The sequence below is a fragment of the Sphingorhabdus sp. EL138 genome, assembly GCF_945890115.1.
Taxonomy (GTDB): domain Bacteria; phylum Pseudomonadota; class Alphaproteobacteria; order Sphingomonadales; family Sphingomonadaceae; genus Sphingorhabdus_B.
Genome location: NZ_CAMDCK010000027.1, coordinates 1 through 18,305 on the forward strand (window position 1 = coordinate 1; position 18,305 = coordinate 18,305).

Annotated in this window: 16 protein-coding genes, 1 tRNA gene and 1 pseudogene; 8 read left to right on the plus strand and 10 right to left on the minus strand. The window is 55.9% G+C overall.

Annotated elements, in window-relative coordinates; genetic code table 11:
- The 8 genes and pseudogenes from Q0O07_RS10675 to msrA form a co-directional block, all read left to right on the plus strand.
- Nucleotides 1–327: pseudogene (locus tag Q0O07_RS10675) on the plus strand (S-(hydroxymethyl)glutathione dehydrogenase); the annotation flags it as partial.
- Nucleotides 328–345: 18 nt separating this feature from the next.
- Nucleotides 346–726 carry a VOC family protein gene (locus Q0O07_RS10680; RefSeq protein WP_295493450.1) on the plus strand — a complete coding sequence of 127 codons (381 nt, stop codon included), beginning with the start codon at nucleotides 346–348 and terminating at the stop codon, nucleotides 724–726.
- Between the two features lie 13 nt (nucleotides 727–739).
- Nucleotides 740–1,246, plus strand: coding sequence for a prolyl-tRNA synthetase associated domain-containing protein (locus Q0O07_RS10685; RefSeq protein WP_295493453.1), 507 nt, complete (start codon nucleotides 740–742; stop codon nucleotides 1,244–1,246).
- Complete coding sequence (fghA, locus tag Q0O07_RS10690; protein ID WP_295493456.1) at nucleotides 1,243–2,088, plus strand: S-formylglutathione hydrolase; 846 nt, start codon at nucleotides 1,243–1,245, stop codon at nucleotides 2,086–2,088. The genes Q0O07_RS10685 and fghA overlap by 4 nt, the downstream gene beginning before the upstream one ends.
- Before the next feature lie 53 nt (nucleotides 2,089–2,141).
- A tRNA-Gly gene (locus Q0O07_RS10695) sits at nucleotides 2,142–2,215 on the plus strand.
- A gap of 14 nt (nucleotides 2,216–2,229) precedes the next feature.
- The gene (gene pabB / locus Q0O07_RS10700) at nucleotides 2,230–3,981 is read left to right on the plus strand and encodes an aminodeoxychorismate synthase component I (protein WP_295493460.1); all 1,752 of its coding nucleotides are present in this window, start codon (nucleotides 2,230–2,232) and stop codon (nucleotides 3,979–3,981) included.
- Between the two features lie 67 nt (nucleotides 3,982–4,048).
- Nucleotides 4,049–5,251 carry a pyridoxal phosphate-dependent aminotransferase gene (locus Q0O07_RS10705; RefSeq protein WP_295493498.1) on the plus strand — a complete coding sequence of 401 codons (1,203 nt, stop codon included), beginning with the start codon at nucleotides 4,049–4,051 and terminating at the stop codon, nucleotides 5,249–5,251.
- 187 nt (nucleotides 5,252–5,438) lie between these two features.
- The gene (gene msrA / locus Q0O07_RS10710; RefSeq protein WP_295493462.1) at nucleotides 5,439–6,140 is read left to right on the plus strand and encodes a peptide-methionine (S)-S-oxide reductase MsrA; all 702 of its coding nucleotides are present in this window, start codon (nucleotides 5,439–5,441) and stop codon (nucleotides 6,138–6,140) included.
- Here msrA and Q0O07_RS10715 read toward each other — a convergent pair whose 3' ends face one another.
- From Q0O07_RS10715 to Q0O07_RS10760, 10 genes are all read right to left on the minus strand, one after another.
- Entirely contained in the window at nucleotides 6,141–6,734 is a 594-nt protein-coding gene (locus Q0O07_RS10715) for a trimeric intracellular cation channel family protein (RefSeq protein ID WP_295493501.1), read from the minus strand.
- Between the two features lie 32 nt (nucleotides 6,735–6,766).
- Nucleotides 6,767–8,176: a dihydrolipoyl dehydrogenase gene (gene lpdA / locus Q0O07_RS10720; protein ID WP_295493477.1), complete on the minus strand. Its 1,410-nt coding sequence runs from the start codon at nucleotides 8,174–8,176 to the stop codon at nucleotides 6,767–6,769.
- Nucleotides 8,177–8,188: 12 nt separating this feature from the next.
- Nucleotides 8,189–9,421, minus strand: a complete 1,233-nt coding sequence (gene odhB, locus Q0O07_RS10725) for a 2-oxoglutarate dehydrogenase complex dihydrolipoyllysine-residue succinyltransferase (RefSeq protein WP_295493479.1) — start codon at nucleotides 9,419–9,421, stop codon at nucleotides 8,189–8,191.
- 10 nt (nucleotides 9,422–9,431) lie between these two features.
- Nucleotides 9,432–12,263 (minus strand): 2-oxoglutarate dehydrogenase E1 component, encoded by a 2,832-nt coding sequence (locus tag Q0O07_RS10730; protein ID WP_295493480.1) that lies wholly within the window; start codon nucleotides 12,261–12,263, stop codon nucleotides 9,432–9,434.
- A gap of 150 nt (nucleotides 12,264–12,413) precedes the next feature.
- Entirely contained in the window at nucleotides 12,414–13,298 is an 885-nt protein-coding gene (gene sucD, locus Q0O07_RS10735) for a succinate--CoA ligase subunit alpha (protein ID WP_295493482.1), read from the minus strand.
- Between the two features lie 29 nt (nucleotides 13,299–13,327).
- Complete coding sequence (mdh, locus tag Q0O07_RS10740) at nucleotides 13,328–14,290, minus strand: malate dehydrogenase (RefSeq protein WP_295493484.1); 963 nt, start codon at nucleotides 14,288–14,290, stop codon at nucleotides 13,328–13,330.
- Between the two features lie 149 nt (nucleotides 14,291–14,439).
- Nucleotides 14,440–15,831, minus strand: coding sequence for a M20/M25/M40 family metallo-hydrolase (locus Q0O07_RS10745; RefSeq protein WP_295493487.1), 1,392 nt, complete (start codon nucleotides 15,829–15,831; stop codon nucleotides 14,440–14,442).
- Between the two features lie 24 nt (nucleotides 15,832–15,855).
- Nucleotides 15,856–16,968 (minus strand): cell division protein ZapE, encoded by a 1,113-nt coding sequence (zapE, locus tag Q0O07_RS10750; protein ID WP_295493490.1) that lies wholly within the window; start codon nucleotides 16,966–16,968, stop codon nucleotides 15,856–15,858.
- A gap of 96 nt (nucleotides 16,969–17,064) precedes the next feature.
- Complete coding sequence (locus Q0O07_RS10755; protein WP_295493493.1) at nucleotides 17,065–17,517, minus strand: PaaI family thioesterase; 453 nt, start codon at nucleotides 17,515–17,517, stop codon at nucleotides 17,065–17,067.
- A 44-nt stretch (nucleotides 17,518–17,561) separates the two neighbouring features.
- Nucleotides 17,562–18,305: succinate dehydrogenase iron-sulfur subunit (locus tag Q0O07_RS10760; RefSeq protein ID WP_295493495.1), on the minus strand; the 744-nt coding region annotated here is incomplete at its 5' end.

Here is an 18,305-nt window from a genome sequence, read left to right on the forward strand (position 1 = left end):
GATGCCACGGGTAATACCGAGGTGATGCGCACCGCGTTGGAGGCCTGCCATCGCGGTTGGGGCACCAGCATCATCATTGGTGTGGCCGAGGCGGGCAAGGAAATCGCGACGCGTCCGTTCCAGTTGGTGACGGGCCGTAACTGGCGCGGTACAGCCTTTGGCGGGGCCAAGGGCCGCACCGATGTGCCCAAGATTGTCGACATGTATATGACCGGCAAGATCGAGATTGACCCCATGATCACGCATGTCATGGGTCTGGAAGAGATCAACAAGGCGTTCGAATTAATGCATGCGGGAACAAGCATCCGCAGCGTAGTGGTGTTTTAATCCAAGGGAGAGACGAATATGTTTAGTCACATGATGGTCGGCAGTAACGATATTGCCCGTTCAAAGAAATTCTACGACGCAACCTTTGCCGCCATGGGCGGAAAGCCAGGGTTCGAAGACCCTAAGGGCCGTTTGATCTACATGCACAATGGATCGATGTTTCTTGTCACACCGCCAATCGACGGCAATCCCGCAACGCATGGCAATGGCTCCACGGTTGGTTTTGCTATGTCCCCGGAGCACGCGAATGCATGGCATCAGGCGGGCGTCGACAATGGCGGCGTGGCAATTGAAGATGCGCCCGGCATTCGCGAAGGCGGCGGCATGAAAATGTATCTCGCTTATTTGCGCGACCCCGATGGCAACAAGCTGTGCGCCTTGCACCGCGTCACGGACTGATAAGATTCAAGCTATGACCGATGCCGAAGCGCAGCTTTATAATGACCTAGCTGCGCTCGGCGTCGCCTATACAGTCCACGAACACCCAGCGGTGTTTACCGTGGCCGAAAGTAGCGCGCATAATGATGCCATCCCCGGTGCGCATACCAAGAATCTGTTCCTCAAGGACAAAGCTGGAGATTATTATCTCGTGACCGTTCCAGCAGATGCCCGCGTTGACCTAAAGGCGTTGCCTGCGGCAATTGGCTGCGGCCGCGTCAGCTTTGGCAAGGCGGAAGATATGGAGCGCTTGCTGGGCATCACGCCGGGATCGGTCACGGCATTGGCCGCGATCAATGATTCCGCTGGCGTCGTGCGGTTCGTCCTAGATGAATCGTTGATGGCCGCAGAACTTATCAATTGCCACCCGCTGCGCAATAATGCGACCCTTGGGCTTTCGCTCGATGACCTTGTTCGGGCGCTGACCTTTTGGCGTCATCCCCCTCTCATAAAATCTATCCCGACATTGGAGCCCGCATGACCATAGAAACTGTGTCCACCAACATTGCTTTTGGCGGCGTTCAAGGCGTGTATCGCCACGCATCGGCGGCCACTGGTACCGACATGACCTTTTCGGTCTATGTCCCTCCACATAAAGAGGGCGAAAAGCTTCCAATCGTCTGGTTTCTGTCGGGCCTAACCTGCACCCATGCTAATGTGACCGAAAAAGGCGAGTTTCGCCGGGCATGTGCCGAACTGGGTTTGATCTTCATCGCGCCGGACACCAGCCCCCGAGGTGACGGTGTCCCTGACGATGCCGAAGCCGCTTATGATTTCGGTCTTGGCGCGGGCTTTTACGTGAACGCGACGCAAGCGCCATTCGACCAGCATTACCGGATGCAAGATTATATCGAAAATGAACTGCCCGCCATCATTGCGGCACATTTTCCCGCCGATATGCAGAGGCAAGCGATTATGGGGCATTCGATGGGCGGACATGGCGCGTTGACCATCAGTCTGCGGAACCCAAAGCGGTTCCGTTCTACATCCGCGCTCGCGCCGATCGTGTCGCCTTTAAACTGCCCTTGGGGTGAAAAGGCGCTGGGCGGTTATATCGGGCAGGACCGTGCGCAGTGGCGCGCATATGACAGCGTTGCGTTGATCGCGGACGGTGCGCGCCTGCCTGACCTTTTGGTTGACCAAGGCAGCGCCGACAATTTCTTGGAGGCACAGCTCAAGACGCATTTGCTTACCGAACAGTGCGCAGCGGTAGGCCAGCCAGCGACCATCCGTATGCAGCCAGGATATGACCATAGCTATTATTTCATCTCAACCTTCATGGGTGAGCATCTTACTTGGCATGCTGAGCGCTTGAAAGGCTAGGATTTTGGGCATTGGCAAAATCCTATCCGACAGGATAAAATACCGAATGTTGCGCGGGTGTAGCTCAATGGTAGAGCAGCAGCTTCCCAAGCTGAATACGGGGGTTCGATTCCCCTCACCCGCTCCAAATACCCGTATCGCATGACCCCTGCGGAGGGGCCTTTTGTACTGCTCGATGATGCACGGACGCACGGTGCATCACCGGCGCGGCTGTATATAAATCCGGTCGAAGTCCTGACAGCTTATGATGCTGACGGGCTAAGCGCTTTACTGGACACGCTTCGGCAAGCGCGAAAAGATGGCCTGCATGCAGCCGGATTTTTCGGCTATGAGGCTGGCGCGCATCTCATGCCTAACCTGATGCCTGCGCCATCCGGATTGTTGGCGTGGTTTGGATTATTCAATGATTTCAAACCTATATCGGCAGACGCCGTGCCATCACTGTTGCCCGACCCCGTTGGCATGTGGTTGTCTGAACTGCGTCCGCGCATATCGCGCGATGACTATAGCCAAGCCTTTGCCAAGGTGCAGGAGTATATCCGTGCTGGGGATATCTATCAGGCCAATCTAACATTCCCGCTGACGGCTGATTACACTGGTGATCCCTTGGCTTTATACGCCGCGTTGCGCGCCCGTGCCCGCGCTGGGTATGGAGGCGTAATCTGGACTGGACACACGCATTATCTGTCTTTTTCTCCAGAGCTCTTTTTTGCGTTGAAAGACCAAAGGATAACAACAAAGCCCATGAAGGGGACGGCGCAGCGGCTGAGCGATCCGGTCGCAGACGCAAAGGCCGCCGCGCATTTGCGGATGGACCCAAAGCAACGGGCCGAAAATCTGATGATTGTCGATCTGTTGCGAAATGACTTATCGCGCGTCTGCTCGGCCGGCAGCGTCAAGGTGCCGGAGCTTTTCCATGTTGAAAGCTATCCCACGGTGCACCAGATGACCTCCACGGTCACCGGCGTGCTAGCCGAGGGGCAGGATGCCATTGACGTCATACAGGCATTGTTTCCCTGCGGCTCCATCACCGGGGCACCAAAAATCCGCGCCATGCAAGTGGTCGAAGAGGTCGAAGCTTCGCCACGAGGCATATATTGCGGCTCTATCGGCCGGATAGATGACAATGGCGACGCGGCATTCAACGTTGCTATCCGCACATTTACGGTGTGTGAAGAAACAAAGTCCCTCTCGCTTGGCTTGGGATCTGGCGTGGTGGCTGATTCCATCGAAGCAGATGAATGGGCCGAGTGTTTGGCTAAGGGGGATTTCGCCAAAGTGGAAAATCACGGTTTTGACCTTATCGAAACGATGCGGTTTGAACCCATGACGGGTATCTTGCGGTTGGAGGATCATCTTGAACGGATGAAATCCAGTGCGGCGGCCTTTGGTTTTGAATTTGACCGGCACGAACTGCGCAACCGCTTGCATGCCAGTATTTTCCACCTCGAGCGTCTCTCAAAAATACGCCTGATGGTATCGCGGCATGGCGCGCAGGCAGTTGAGATTTGGCCGCTGGAAGATGTAACCGAGTGGCGGGTTGGTGTGATGCCATTACCCGTCGATGCAGGTGATTTTCGGCTGCGGCATAAAATTTCCGACCGGGGCTTTTACGATGAAGCTCGCAGATCAAGGCCGGATTGCGATGAAGTAGTTTTTGTGGGCAGCGACGGCTTACTTACCGAAGGCAGCATCACCGCTGTCTTTGTCGCGCGCGATGGCAAGTTATTGACCCCGCGCCTGGAAACCGGATTGCTGCCCTCCATATTGCGTCGTGAACTGCTTACGTCGGGAAAAGCGTTCGAAGCCGATCTGAGAATAGAAGATTTGTCTGATGGCTTTTGGGTCGGCAACAGCGTGCGCGGATTGATTAGAGCCAACAGGGTTGCGTAACTTTTGATGAGCCATTAGGGGCAGACACGCAATTTCAGTTCAATAACTCCGCGAAAGTATGATGATGATTGACCATCTGTCGGCTGCCCTCGGGCGGATTGCTCCCTCTGCGACACTTGCCATGTCAGGCCGCGTCATTGACCTGAAATCGCAAGGCATTGATGTCATCGGACTGTCTGCGGGAGAGCCTGATTTCGACACGCCAGACTTCGTCAAGGATGCTGCCATTCAGGCGATCCGTGACGGCATGACGAAATATACTGCCGTCGACGGCATCGCGCCGCTTAAGCAAGCGATCATCGCCAAGTTCAAGCGCGACAACAATATCGAGTATACGCCAAAGCAGATCACTGTAAATTCTGGCGGTAAGCACACTTTGTTCAACGCGCTTGTCGCCACCATTGATGTCGGCGATGAGGTCATCATCCCCGCGCCATATTGGGTGAGCTATCCCGACATTGTGCAATTTGCGGGCGGCACACCCATCATCATCATGGCCACAGCGGCGCAAAATTATAAAATCACGCCGGAGCAGCTTGATGCCGCCATCACGCCAAAAACGCGTTGGCTGATCTTGAATTCGCCATCGAACCCGACCGGTGCGGCGTATGACGCGGAGGAACTTAAAGCGCTTGGTGAAGTGCTGCTGAAACATCCACATGTCATGCTGCTGTCCGACGATATGTACGAGCATATCTGGTACGCGCCCAAGCCGTTTGCGACGATGCTCCAAGTCTGTCCAGACTTGTACGACCGCACGCTGACCATGAACGGTGCATCCAAATCTTATGCGATGACGGGTTGGCGGATTGGCTATGCCGGCGGTCCGGCGTGGCTCATTAAAGCCATGGCCGATTTGCAGTCGCAGTCGACCAGCAACCCTTGCTCGATCAGCCAATATGCAGTGTTGGCGGCGTTGAACGGTCCGCAAGATTTCCTGCGCGAACGGAACACGGCCTTCCGCGAACGTAGGGACCTTGTGGTGGCGATGTTGAACGATGCACCAGGGCTAAGCTGCCCCACGCCCGAGGGTGCCTTCTACGTCTATCCAGACGCATCGGGCGTGATGGGTAAGAAAACGCCCCAAGGCAAAATCATTCAAACAGACGCCGATCTCATCGATTATTTTCTCGACGAATATCGCGTTGCCGCGGTGCATGGCGGGGCCTTTGGTTTATCGCCGGGTTTCCGGATTTCTTATGCCACATCAGCGGATATTTTGAAGGAAGCATGCCTGCGTATTCAAGCGGCCTGCGCCGCCCTGACCTAAGCATGCCAAATAAGGGAGATGGAACGCGTTAAGCTGCGCTTCATCCCGCCTCTGCTTGAAACTTTTGGGAGTTCTCGTGCGTGGCTGCTGCGGCTTGTAAATTGGGCACCCGAAAAGAGAGATAAAAGATGGACGGCATTTTGAACTTTCTGCGGTCGGACTTGGCCCTGAGCCTCTTAGGCGCATCATGAAAAAGGGTCGTAAATCGCCTAAGCGCATTTTTCATATGCTGAACATTGGGTTATTGTTAGGCTTGGCCACCGCATGCGGATCGAACATCGGCGCGCCAATCGGTAGCGCCCATGCGACTGAGGGTATTGCGATATCCGCGCCTGCCATACGCATCACGGAACCAAAGGCGCAGCAAGTGGCGGTGTTTGCTGGTGGCTGCTTTTGGGGCATTGAGGCTGTATTTGAACGTGTGAAGGGCGTGACCCGCGTCGAGTCTGGCTATTCAGGCGACACAAAGGCAACGGCTGATTATGATCTTGTTAGTGCAGGGCAGACGAAGCACGCGGAGTCGGTACGGATTTATTATGACCCGGCGCGCGTTAGCTATAATGATTTGCTGCACATATTCTTTTCGGTGGCGCATGACCCGACGCAATTGAATCGCCAGGGGCCCGACCGTGGCACCCAATATCGTACGGCCATTTTCCCCGCCAATGCAGCCCAGCGAAATGCGGCAAGCGCCTATATCGCGCAATTGGATAAGGCGGCTTATTGGAAGAAGCCTATTGCTACAAAGCTTGAACCCTTCAGCTTCTTTCCTGCCGAAACCTATCACCAGGACTTCATGGCGAAGAACCCGCGGCATCCCTATATTGTTCAATGGGATAAGCCGAAAATAACCAATCTTAAACGCCTATTTGCTAACCGCCTGCGTTAATCATCCGCGATAGGCGGGGATGGCCCAGCCCTTCCAAATGGCCATGGCGCGTAAGGCAAAGCCTGCTAGCGCGCTAATCCCGGCGGCTGGTAATACTGATAGGCCGAAATACATTAACAGTCCAAAAAGGCCCGAGGCAAGCGCCGCCGCCGTCACGTAAATTTCAGGTTTAAGCAGAATGGAAGGCTCACCCGCCAAGACATCGCGGATGATGCCGCCAACACAAGCGGTGATGACGCCCATCATCATTGCGGGCAATAAAGGCACCCCAAGAGTGAGCGATTTCCAAGTGCCAAATACTGCGTAAATCGCGATACCAACAGCGTCGAACCAGTCGAGCGCGCGGTCGTTCCAGACAGTGCGCGGAGTGATCCAGACTAGCCCTGCGGTGATGAGACAGGTGGCGGCAAAGCGCCAATCCTGTACCCAAAATACCGGCGCGCCTATTAACAAGTCGCGCACGGTTCCCCCGCCCACGCCCGTAATGAGTGCGAAGAATGAAAAAGTAACCAACGTCTGTTGCCGATGCGCTGCGGCCAGCGCACCAGATGCCGCAAAAACAGCGATACCAAATAGGTCCAGCCATGAAATCATGGACGGCGCAATTTGGGCCGCTTGCGTCACCATTACATATGGATCGGCTTGCCCGTCACCGCCATCGCCGCTTCCTTCAATGCTTCGGCATGGGTCGGGTGGGCATGGCAGGTATAAGCAATATCTTCGGATGTTGCGCCAAATTCCATCGCAGTGCAGGCTTCGGCAATCATGGCTCCAGCAATCGACGCAATGATGTGGACGCCCAAAACACGGTCGGTTTTTGCGTCGGCAATGACCTTCACAAAACCGTCGGTGTCGCGGTTGGTCTTGGCCCGGCTATTGGCCATCATTGGGAATTTACCGACCTTGATTTCACCACCTGACGCAGCCGCTTTTTCCTTGGCTTCTTCTTCGGTCAACCCAACGCTAGCGATTTCAGGATAGGTATAGACCACCCCTGGAATGACGTCATGGTTGACGATTCCGGTCAGACCGGCGACAAATTCTGCCGCCGCAATACCTTCATCCTCTGCTTTGTGCGCAAGCATAGGGCCAGGGCAAACATCGCCCACGGCATAGATGCCGAGAACATGTGTCTGGAAATCATGCCCTATCTCAATTTGACCACGCGCGTTAACGGTAAGACCTGCCTTGTCCAACGCAAGACCATCGGTGTTCGCGCGGCGACCAATGGCGACAAGGACACAATCCGCTTCGATTGTTTCGCTAGCGCCGCCCGCAGCGGGTTCAACGGTGAGCGTTGCCGTTCCGCCCTTAACGGTTGCGCCCGTGACCTTTGTACCCGTGCGGATATTGAAGCCTTGCTTCTTGAAAATCTTTGCGGCTTCCTTGCGGACTTCGCTGTCCATGCCGGGCAAAATTTGGTCGAGATATTCAACGACAGTGACTTGTGCGCCAAGGCGCAGCCATACGCTGCCAAGCTCAAGGCCAATAACCCCACCGCCAATGACCACCAAATGTTTTGGAACCTTTGGCAGGGCAAGCGCGCCAGTGGAATCGACGATAAGCTTCTGGTCAATCTCGACACCGGGCAATGGCGTGACCGAGGAACCTGTTGCGATCATGATATTTTTTGCGGTGTAGCTTTTACCGGCAACATCCAAGCTGTTGGCGGAGGTAAATGCCGCATGGCCCTTCAGCCAATCGACCTTGTTCTTCTTAAACAGAAATTCGATACCGCCAGTCAGCTCGCCAACCGCCTTCGCCTTTTCGGCATGCATTTGGTCGAGGTTAAGCGATACGCCCGTAAAATCGATACCGAATTTCGCCAGCGAACCTGATTGCGCCTCATGAAACATTTCGGATGCATGCAGCAACGCCTTGGATGGTATGCAACCCACGTTCAGGCAAGTGCCACCCAATGTCTCGCGGCTTTCTACGCATGCTGTCTTCAGCCCCAATTGCGCAGCGCGGATTGCGGCAACATAGCCACCAGGACCTGCGCCAATAACGATCAGGTCGTAATCATGTTCTGCCATGGCTTAGGCTCCTTAAAGGTCGATCAACAACCGGGTCGGGTCTTCAATCGCCTCTTTGACGATCTTTAGGAAGGTAACAGCTTCACGACCGTCGATGAGGCGATGGTCATAGCTTAACGCCAAATACATCATCGGGCGCACCACAACCTGTCCATCGCGGACAACGGCGCGGTCTTCAATACGGTGCAGGCCAAGCACTGCCGATTGCGGTGGGTTGATGATGGGAGTCGACATCAGGCTGCCGAACACCCCGCCATTTGAAATGGTGAAGGTGCCACCGGACATGTCATCCATCGTCAAGGTACCTGCCTTCGCCTTTGCGCCAAAGTCGCCGATGGCCTTTTCAATTTGCGCGAAGCTCATGGCGTCCGCATTGCGCACGACAGGCACCACAAGGCCGTTGGGTGCGCTGACAGCAACCGACACATCAAGGTAATTGTGATAGACGATTTCATCGCCTTCAATCTTCGCATTTACGGACGGCACATCGCGTGCGGCCAAGGCGACGGCTTTGGTGAAAAAGCCCATGAAGCCCAAGCGGACTCCATGCTTCTTTTCAAAAAGATCTTTGTAGGTCACACGCGCTTCCATCACGGCTGACATGTCGACATCGTTGAACGTCGTTAGCAAGGCAGCGGTGTCTTGCGCGGACTTCAGACGCTTGGCGATGGTCTGACGCAGGCGCGTCATCTTCACGCGCTCTTCCTGACGCGCGCTTGTTGTTTGGGTTGTTGGCGCAGCAGTGAAGGTGGCGTCGGCAGATGGCGTAGGCACGCCCTTGGCCGCGGCCACAACATCTTCCTTTGTCAGGCGACCGTCTTTGCCCGTGCCCTTGATCTTGCTTGGGTCAATGCCAAGTTCCAACACAAGGCGGCGCACAGCGGGCGAAAGCGGTAGGTCGCTATTTTCTGCTTCAGCGGCAGGCGCAGCGATGGTTGTCACCGCAGGCGCGGTCGCCGCTACAGCCATAATGGGGGCAGGGGCGGCAACAGGCGCGCTCGAACTGGTTCCTGCATCGATGGAGCCGATGACTGCACCTACATTGACGGTCGCGCCTTCTTCGACGGCATAAGCGCCCATGATGCCTGCAACAGGCGACGGCACTTCGACCGCAACCTTGTCAGTTTCAAGGCTGGCGATCGGTTCGTCGATAGCCACCGCTTCGCCCGGCTTTTTCAACCATTGACCAAGTGTCGCTTCTGTGATCGACTCACCCAATACGGGGACTTTAACTTCAGTGCTCATAATCTAATCCTCACGAGGATGTAGGGGTGATTGGTTTTTTGCTGCCTGAACGCTGGCGGCGGATTTCTTCGCGGACATTTTGGCCTAACGCCTCGGCAACCAATGCGGCCTGCTCGGCCTGATGGCGCTTTGCAAGACCGGTCGCCGTCGCGGCTGCGGCCCTGCGTCCGGCGTAACGTGCGCGGGTCGGGCCAACATTGGCTTCGGCAAGGCATTCTTCCAAATAAGGGTCAACGAATGACCAACTTCCGGCGTTGCGCGGCTCTTCCTGCGCCCAGACCAGTTCTTCCAAATTGGTCATACGCTTTAGACGCACGATCAACGGCTCTGTCGGAAACGGATATAACTGCTCAATACGCACAATGCTGCTATTTTTGTCACCCGCTGCGTCGCGAGCTTCCATGAGGTCATAGGCGACCTTGCCAGAGCATAATATCAGTCGCTTCACGTCCGTGTCAGCAGGCGCATTCGTATCGGACAAGATCCGCATGAAGTGGCTTTCGCCTTGGAAATCCTCAGCCTTGGAAACCGCGAGCTTATGCCGCAAAAGCGACTTTGGCGTCATGACGACAAGCGGCTTGCGAAATGGCCGTACCATTTGACGGCGCAGCAAGTGGAAATAATTGGCTGGCGTGGTGCAATTGGCAACCTGAATATTGTCCTCCGCACATAATTGCAGGAAGCGTTCCAACCGCGCGGAGCTATGCTCTGGGCCTTGGCCTTCATATCCATGCGGCAACAGCATCACCAGACCATTGGCACGCAGCCATTTGGCTTCACCCGACGCAATAAATTGGTCGATCATCGTCTGTGCGCCATTCACGAAATCGCCAAACTGTGCTTCCCAAAGAACCAAAGTTTTCGGCTCCGCGCCGGCATAGCCATATTCGAAGCCCAACACGCCAAATTCCGACAAGGGGCTGTCGAGAATTTCAAAGCGCCCATGGGGTAACGTCGAAAGCGGCACATATTTTTCTTCGGTTGTCTGATCGACCCAAACACCGTGCCGCTGGCTAAAGGTGCCCCGGCCTGAATCCTGGCCCGACAAACGCACGCCATAACCTTCGGTAAGCAGGGACCCGAATGCAAGCGCTTCGCCCGTTGCCCAATCGAAATTTTCGCCAGAGGTGAACATCGTTTTCTTGGCATCCAACACCCGGTTCAATGTCGGGTGGATGTTGTGGCCCTCGGGTAAAGTGGTAAGCGTGCGACCAAGACTGTCGAACAATTTGCGTGTCATGCCCGTTGGCACGTTACGCCGAGCCGTTTCGGGATCAGCGGGCTTGGATAGGCCAGACCAGCGGCCACCGAACCAATCGGCAGCGTTCGCTTTATAGTCTGCTGCACTGGCAAATTCCTGCTCAAGCGCTTGGACAAAGCGCATCGCGTGTTCATTTGACCAATTGGCGTCGATCACGCCCTCGGCTTGAAGGCGCTGTGCGTAAAGAGCACTTACGGCCGGATGGTTCTTGATGACTTTGTACATCAATGGCTGCGTGAAACCGGGCTCATCGCCTTCATTATGGCCAAAGCGGCGGTAGCACCACATGTCGATGACGATGTCGCGGTGGAACGTCTGGCGAAACTCAATCGCGATCTTGCACGCGAACGTCACCGCTTCGGGATCGTCGCCATTGACGTGGAAAATTGGCGCCTGAACGCCCTTGGCAACATCGGACGGATAAGGAGATGATCGCGCATATTGTGGGCTTGTGGTAAAACCGACCTGGTTGTTCACGATGAAGTGCAAGCAACCACCCGTATTATACCCACGGATGCCGGAGAAGCCGAGGCATTCCCAAACAATGCCCTGCCCAGCAAAGGCAGCATCGCCATGTAGCAGCACGGGCAACACTTGCTCATGCTTGCCCAAGTCATCGCGCGCCGTCTGGTTGGCGCGCACTTTGCCCAAGACGACGGGGTTTACGGCCTCAAGGTGCGACGGGTTCGGCACAAGGCTCATATGCACCTTGATACCGTCAAATTCGCGGTCGGTGCTGGTGCCAAGATGGTATTTCACATCGCCCGAGCCGCCGACATCATCGGGATTGGCGCTGCCGCCCGAAAATTCGTGAAAAATGATGCGATAGGGCTTTGCCAACACATTGGCGAGCACGTTCAAGCGGCCACGATGCGGCATACCGTATACGATTTCACGCACGCCAAGCTGGCCGCCATATTTGATCACTGCTTCCAGCGCTGGGATCATCGATTCGCCGCCATCAAGACCGAAACGCTTGGTGCCGACATATTTGCGGCCAAGGACTTTCTCATACTGCTCGGCTTCGATAACCTTGCCGAGAATGGCTTTCTTGCCTTCGGGCGTGAACTGGATAGCGGCGTCCTTGCCTTCCATCCGCTCCTGCAGGAACCGGCGCTCTTCGACGTCGGAGATATGCATATATTCAAGGCCGACCGGCCCGCAATAATTGGCGCGCAGCGTATCGACGAGCTCGCGGACCGTAGTCCATTCAAGCCCAAGCGTGCCGCCAACATAGACGCGTTTATCCAAGTCTGCGCCTGAAAAACCATGATATTCGGGCGTCAGGTCAGCAGGGATATCCTGCTTTGACAGACCCAGCGGATCCAGATTGGCGGCTAAATGCCCGCGCACCCGATATGTGCGCACCAGCATCATCGCGCGAATAGAATCGCTCGCCGCAGCAACGGCGTCGGCCTCTGCCATCGGCTTGCCAGCGGCCTTTGCTGCAGCCTTCACCTCGATTGTCATCTGGGTGGGGTCAAGCGACGCGGTCAAATCGTCTGTCGCCGACAATGGCCAGTTGGCGCGCTCCCAGCTCGGCCCGCGCTCTATTTCGAAATCCTGGTTTTCTACGCCCATTTTTCTTCTCCAAATCCTCCCCGAACCGGGGAGGTGGCAGTCCGCAGGACTGACGGAGGGGCATGTGCGTTCAAGCTCTCGCTATTTGGCGGGTGCCCCACCACCATGCTGCGCATGGTCCCCCTCCCCGTGCCGGGGAGGAGTTAATGCTTAACCCTTCAACACCTCAACCAATGTCTTGCCGAGCAAGGATGGCGATGGCGATACGCGGATGCCTGCGGCCTCCATCGCTGCGATCTTGCTCTCGGCATCGCCCTTGCCGCCCGACACGATGGCGCCTGCATGACCCATACGGCGGCCTGGAGGCGCAGTGCGTCCGGCGATGAAACCAGCCATTGGCTTTTTACGGCCCTTTTTGGCTTCGTCGATCAGGAACTGCGCGGCTTCTTCTTCTGCGCTGCCGCCGATTTCACCGATCATGATGATCGACTTGGTGGCCTCGTCGGCCAAGAACAGCTCAAGGCAATCAATGAAGTTTGTGCCGTTAACCGGATCGCCGCCAATGCCGACCGCAGTCGTCTGGCCAAGGCCTTCGGCAGTGGTCTGAAACACCGCTTCATAGGTCAAGGTACCAGACCGCGACACAACGCCGACAGATCCTGCCGAAAAAATGCTGCCGGGCATGATGCCGATCTTGCATTCGTTCGGTGTCAAAACGCCGGGGCAGTTGGGACCAATCAGACGCGACTTCGAACCCGAAAGCGCGCGCTTTACCTTTACCATGTCGAGCACTGGAATGCCTTCGGTGATACAGACGATCAAAGCAATTTCTGCGTCAATGGCTTCAAGGATTGAGTCCGCAGCAAACGGAGGTGGCACATATACGACCGACGCATCTGCGCCGGTCACTTGCTTGGCCTCAAGCACAGTGTCGAACATTGGCAGACCGATATGCGTCGTTCCGCCCTTGCCGGGGGTGACACCGCCAACCATTTGCGAGCCATAAGCCAGCGCCTGTTCGGTATGGAATGTACCCGTCGCGCCGGTCATGCCCTGCGTGATGATCTTGGTGTGTTTATTGACGAGGATGCTCACAAACGTCTCCTGAAATTTTTGGGTTGCGCTTAGTTCAGCGAAGGGTCGATGGCCTTGCACGCCACCAGAAGTTCTTTGACGGCATCGACGCTCACGGCGAGGTTGCCCTTCGCTTCGTCGTCCAGCGCAATTTCGACAACCTTCTCGACGCCGCCTGCGCCGATCATCACTGGAACGCCGACATAGAGATTGTCGACGCCATATTGGCCAGTTAGGTGGACCGCTGCGGGAAGGACGCGTTTTTGATCGTAAAGATAGGCTTCGGCCATTGCGATGCCGCTGGTTGCGGGCGCGTAATAAGCAGAACCAGTCTTTAGCAAAGCGACGATTTCCCCGCCGCCGCTGCGCGTGCGTTGGACAATCGCGTCGATGCGTTCTTGCGTGGACATGCCCATCGCGATCAGGTCAGGCACCGGAATGCCGGAAACGGTAGAATATTGAATGACAGGCACCATTGTGTCGCCATGGCCACCTAGAACGAAGCTGGTCACGTCTTTCACCGATACCTTGAATTCATCCGCGAGGAAATGGCTAAAGCGTGCCGAGTCCAAAACGCCTGCCATGCCAACCACCATATGATGCGGCAGGCCTGAAAACTCCCGCAACGCCCAAACCATCGCGTCGAGCGGGTTGGTGATGCAGATGACAAAAGCGTTTGGCGCATTGGCGGCGATGCCTTCACCGACCGCCTTCATCACCTTCAGGTTGATGCCAAGCAAATCATCGCGGCTCATGCCCGGCTTGCGCGCGACGCCAGCGGTGACGATGATGACGTCAGCGCCTGCGATATCGGCATAGTCATTGGTGCCCGTGATGGTGGCGTCAAAACCTTCAACCGGGCCGCATTGCGACAGATCCAGCGCCTTGCCCTGTGGCACACCTTCAACAACGTCGAAAAGGACGACGTCGCCAAGGCCCTTTAATGCTGCGAGATGGGCGAGGGTGCCGCCGATGTTACCGGCGCCGATGAGTGCAATTTTCTTGCGAGCCATGAAAAAACTGTCCTTCCCTTGAGGCTGTAATAGCGGAATTGCGGCGGCGTTACGCCGAATCGTTGTAGATAACAACCCAATAAAGGCTCAAAGCAAAGGGTTTTTGTGATAACAGTTCGCAATAGCTTTAGTGGAGGGAAGGGCAACCGTCAGGTACCAGCTACCCGCCGCAACATCTCCATCCAGATGGCCACTTGGCCGTGAAAGCCTTCGGCCCAGACGCGTTCATCTAACCCATGGGCACCTTCCCGCTGACCAACGATGCCCCACAAGCCGCCAAAGCCATAAACGGGGATACCAGCGGCGCGTAAAAATGCGCCATCGGTTGCGCCAGCGGACTGGAACGGCAGAACGGGCGCATTCGGGAAGCGTGTGGCAACCGCGGCCTGGTAAGCCTGCAGTATGTCATCGCGCATCGGCGATGGTGCAGTTTCGGGGGTCTGCGATCCCTCAACGGCGGAAACGGTTACATCTGGCCCTGCTAGCGACTGCAATTGTTGACGGACCTCTTCGATTTTGACGCTTGGAAAAATACGGCAGTTCACATTGGCTTCTGCTTTTTGTGGTAAGGCATTTGGCGCATGCCCGCCCGATAGCATGGTCGCAACGCACCGTGTCCGCGTGCTGCCGGGGTCCATCGCTTCCAGTAAATCGGCAGTCTCGCGGTCTTGCGGGTCGGCGAGGAAGCGGCGCACCAGTTCGCCATATTGGCCGCTATCGCCCTTGGCGAGCATGTCGTAACTGGCTCGCGTGGCGGCGTTGATCATGGCGGGGAAGCGGTGCCGCTCAACCGCCGTCAAGGCATAGGCGAGCGCGTAGATGGCGTTATCAGGACGCGGCACGCTGCTGTGCCCGCCGTGATTGACTGCCGTTAGACGGAAATCCGCATAGGTTTTTTCGGCAATCTGAATGCCGAAGCCTTCGACGCGCCCGTCTGGAAATACCGACCCGCCACCTGCATCACCATTCAACGCATATTCGGCATCAATAAGGTCGCGCCATTCACTTGCCGCCCGCCGGGCGCCATTGCCGACGGTTTCTTCGTCCCCGGTGAACAGGACGATGATGTCCCGCGTCGGCGCAAATTTTTCGGCCCGCAAATATTGTAAGGCTAGGACAATGCCGGTCAACGCGGCCTTATTGTCATTCGATCCGCGCCCCAAATAATAGCCACCCTCTTCGCGGAATTGAAACGGCGGATATTTCCAATCACTTGCCTTGGCCGCAACGACATCCATGTGCGCCATCAGCAAGATGGGGTTTTTGCCCGACGGTTTGGCAGCTGGCCAGCGCGCAATCAATGTTTGTGTGTTGTCATGATCCTTGACGACAACATTTGTAATTCCGGCTTTGCGGAATTCTGCGGTCAACAGGCTGGTCAGCTTTTTAAATTCTGCAGGTTGCCCCTCGACCGTCGGAATTTCGACAATCTTTGCAAACAGGTCCCGTTCGGCGGCCTGCTTCGGATCCAGTTTCTGCGCGTGTGCGGCACTGGCCATAACCAATAAGCCAGCGAACAACCATGTTTTGTGCCCGATCATCTCTCTCTCCTTCGTATCGCGATGTTAGCGCGGACCATGCCCCTCCGCCAGATAATCCTCGGACTGCATTTCCATCAGGCGCGATACGGTGCGGTCAAATTCAAACCGCCCGTCACCTTGCGGGTATAGATGGTCGGGCTCCGCATCCGCGCTCGCCAGAAACTTCACGCGATATTCGTACAACGCATCTATCAACGTCACGAAACGCGCAGCTTCATTTCGATTATGGGGTCCCAAAACGGGTATGCCGACCATGATGACCGTGTGAAAACGTCGGGCGATGGCAAGATAATCTGCTGCCCCGCGTGCTTCGGCACAGAGGCGCTTAAACGAAAATACCGCCACACCCTTTAGCGCCTTGGGTACCTGCAACATGCGTCCGCCGCCAACGTCCAATTCCAAGGTCGGCACATGCGCGCGGTCTTCGGGTGGATAGTCGGTCATGCGGAAAAAGGTTTCGGACAAGGCTTCCGTTGCCGCAGGGCCATTGGGAACGAGCCATGTCTTGGCTCCCCCCAAACGATCGCGTCGGTAGTCGGTCGGGCCATCCAGCGCGATGATATCAAGACTTTCCTTCACCAGCGCTATAAAGGGCAAAAACAATTGCCGGTTCAGGCCATCTTTGTACAGATCATCAGGGTGGCGGTTCGATGTGGTCACAACGGTAACGCCCGCCGCAATCAGGCCGGAAAAGAGCCGAGACATGATCGCCGCATCCGCCATATTGTTCACCACCATTTCATCAAAGCACAACAACCGCGCTTCGGCGGCCAGCGCTGCGACGATGGGGGGGATGGGGTCGCCATTTTCCTTCACACGCTCGGCCTTTAGCCGCGCATGAATGTCGATCATGAATTCATGGAAATGCGCGCGGCGCTTATGCTGGATTTGTACACTGTCGAAAAACAGGTCCATCAGCATGGATTTACCGCGCCCTACACCGCCCCATAGATAAAGCCCACGGGCAGGGTCAGGCTTGCGCCGCAAGAAGCGCAAAATCGTGCTGTCGCGCGGTGGAACCGCCTCCAGCTCAGCTTGCACCTTGGCAAGCGCCGCGACTGCACTCGCTTGGTCGGCGTCCGCTTTTAGCTCGCTTGCGGCAACCAGCGCGACATATTTATCGGTAACATCAACCATAGGCCACGCCATTTTGGATCACGCAGAGGCGCTGAGGACGCGGAGTGTTCAGGCTGCTTGGAAACTCTGCGTCCTCAGCGTCTCTGCGTGATAAGATCATTTTTTTGTCGGTTTACGGATGGTGCCAGAAAATGCGGCAATCCGACCTTCATTTTGTGTGACGACGCCGCGGAGAAAAAGCAACCGGCCTGTTTCCTTCAGCAGCTCAACCTCTGCTTCAAGCGGCTTTCCAATGACGCCTGCTCCCATGAATTGCACCGATAGGTCCAAGGTTACAGCGGTACCGGCCTCTATCAGGCCGAACATGCGCGAAGCTGCAAACATCGACACATCAATAAACCCGAGCGTGACACCACCGTGCACAGAGTTTTGAAGGTTCGTATGTCGATGCTCCGGAAACATTCGTAACCGGACATCATTATCCCCCTCACGCCGTACGAGCATTTTGCCAAGCACGGTACCGTTGTAGCGGCTGGCATCTGTCATCTGCCATTTCAGCCACCCGGGATTATCAGGGTCAGGGCTGCTGTTAAAGGCTGGTTTGTCCAACGGCAATCCTAAACGGTCAAAGGCTTTTGATGTAACCTAAACGCCTACAAGTGGCGTTCTGCTACCATCTTTTTCGTTTCCGCAATGGCCTTGGCTGGGTTCAATCCCTTAGGACATGCATTCGCGCAGTTCATGATTGTGTGGCAGCGATACAAACGAAATGGATCTTCCAGCTCGTCGAGGCGTTCACCTGTCATTTCATCGCGACTGTCTGCCAACCAACGATAGGCTTGCAGCAAAATGGCTGGCCCTAAAAACTTGTCGCTGTTCCACCAATAAGAAGGGCAACTGGTCGAGCAACATGCGCACAAGATACACTCATACAGCCCGTCAAGCTTGGCGCGGTCCTCTGGCGATTGCAGGCGCTCCTTACCCGATGGTTCGGGCGTTACCGTCTGCAGCCATGGTTTGATCGACGCATATTGCGCGTAAAAATGCGTGAAGTCAGGAACAAGGTCCTTGATGACTTCCATATGCGGCAGCGGGGTGATTGTCACTTCGCTTTTGCAGTCTTCAATCGCAGTCGTGCAGGCAAGGCCGTTCTTGCCATCGATGTTCATTGAACACGAACCGCAAATGCCTTCGCGGCATGACCGACGGAAGGTCAACGAAGAATCCTGCTCACCCTTCATCTTGATCAGGGCGTCGAGCACCATGGGACCGCAATTTTCGGTATCCACCTCAAACGTGTCGTAACGCGGGTTCTCGCCGCTATCGGGATCATAACGGTAGACCTTGAATTTTTTGGTCTTGCCGCTGGTTTTTGCGGCATGAACAGTGCCCTTCTG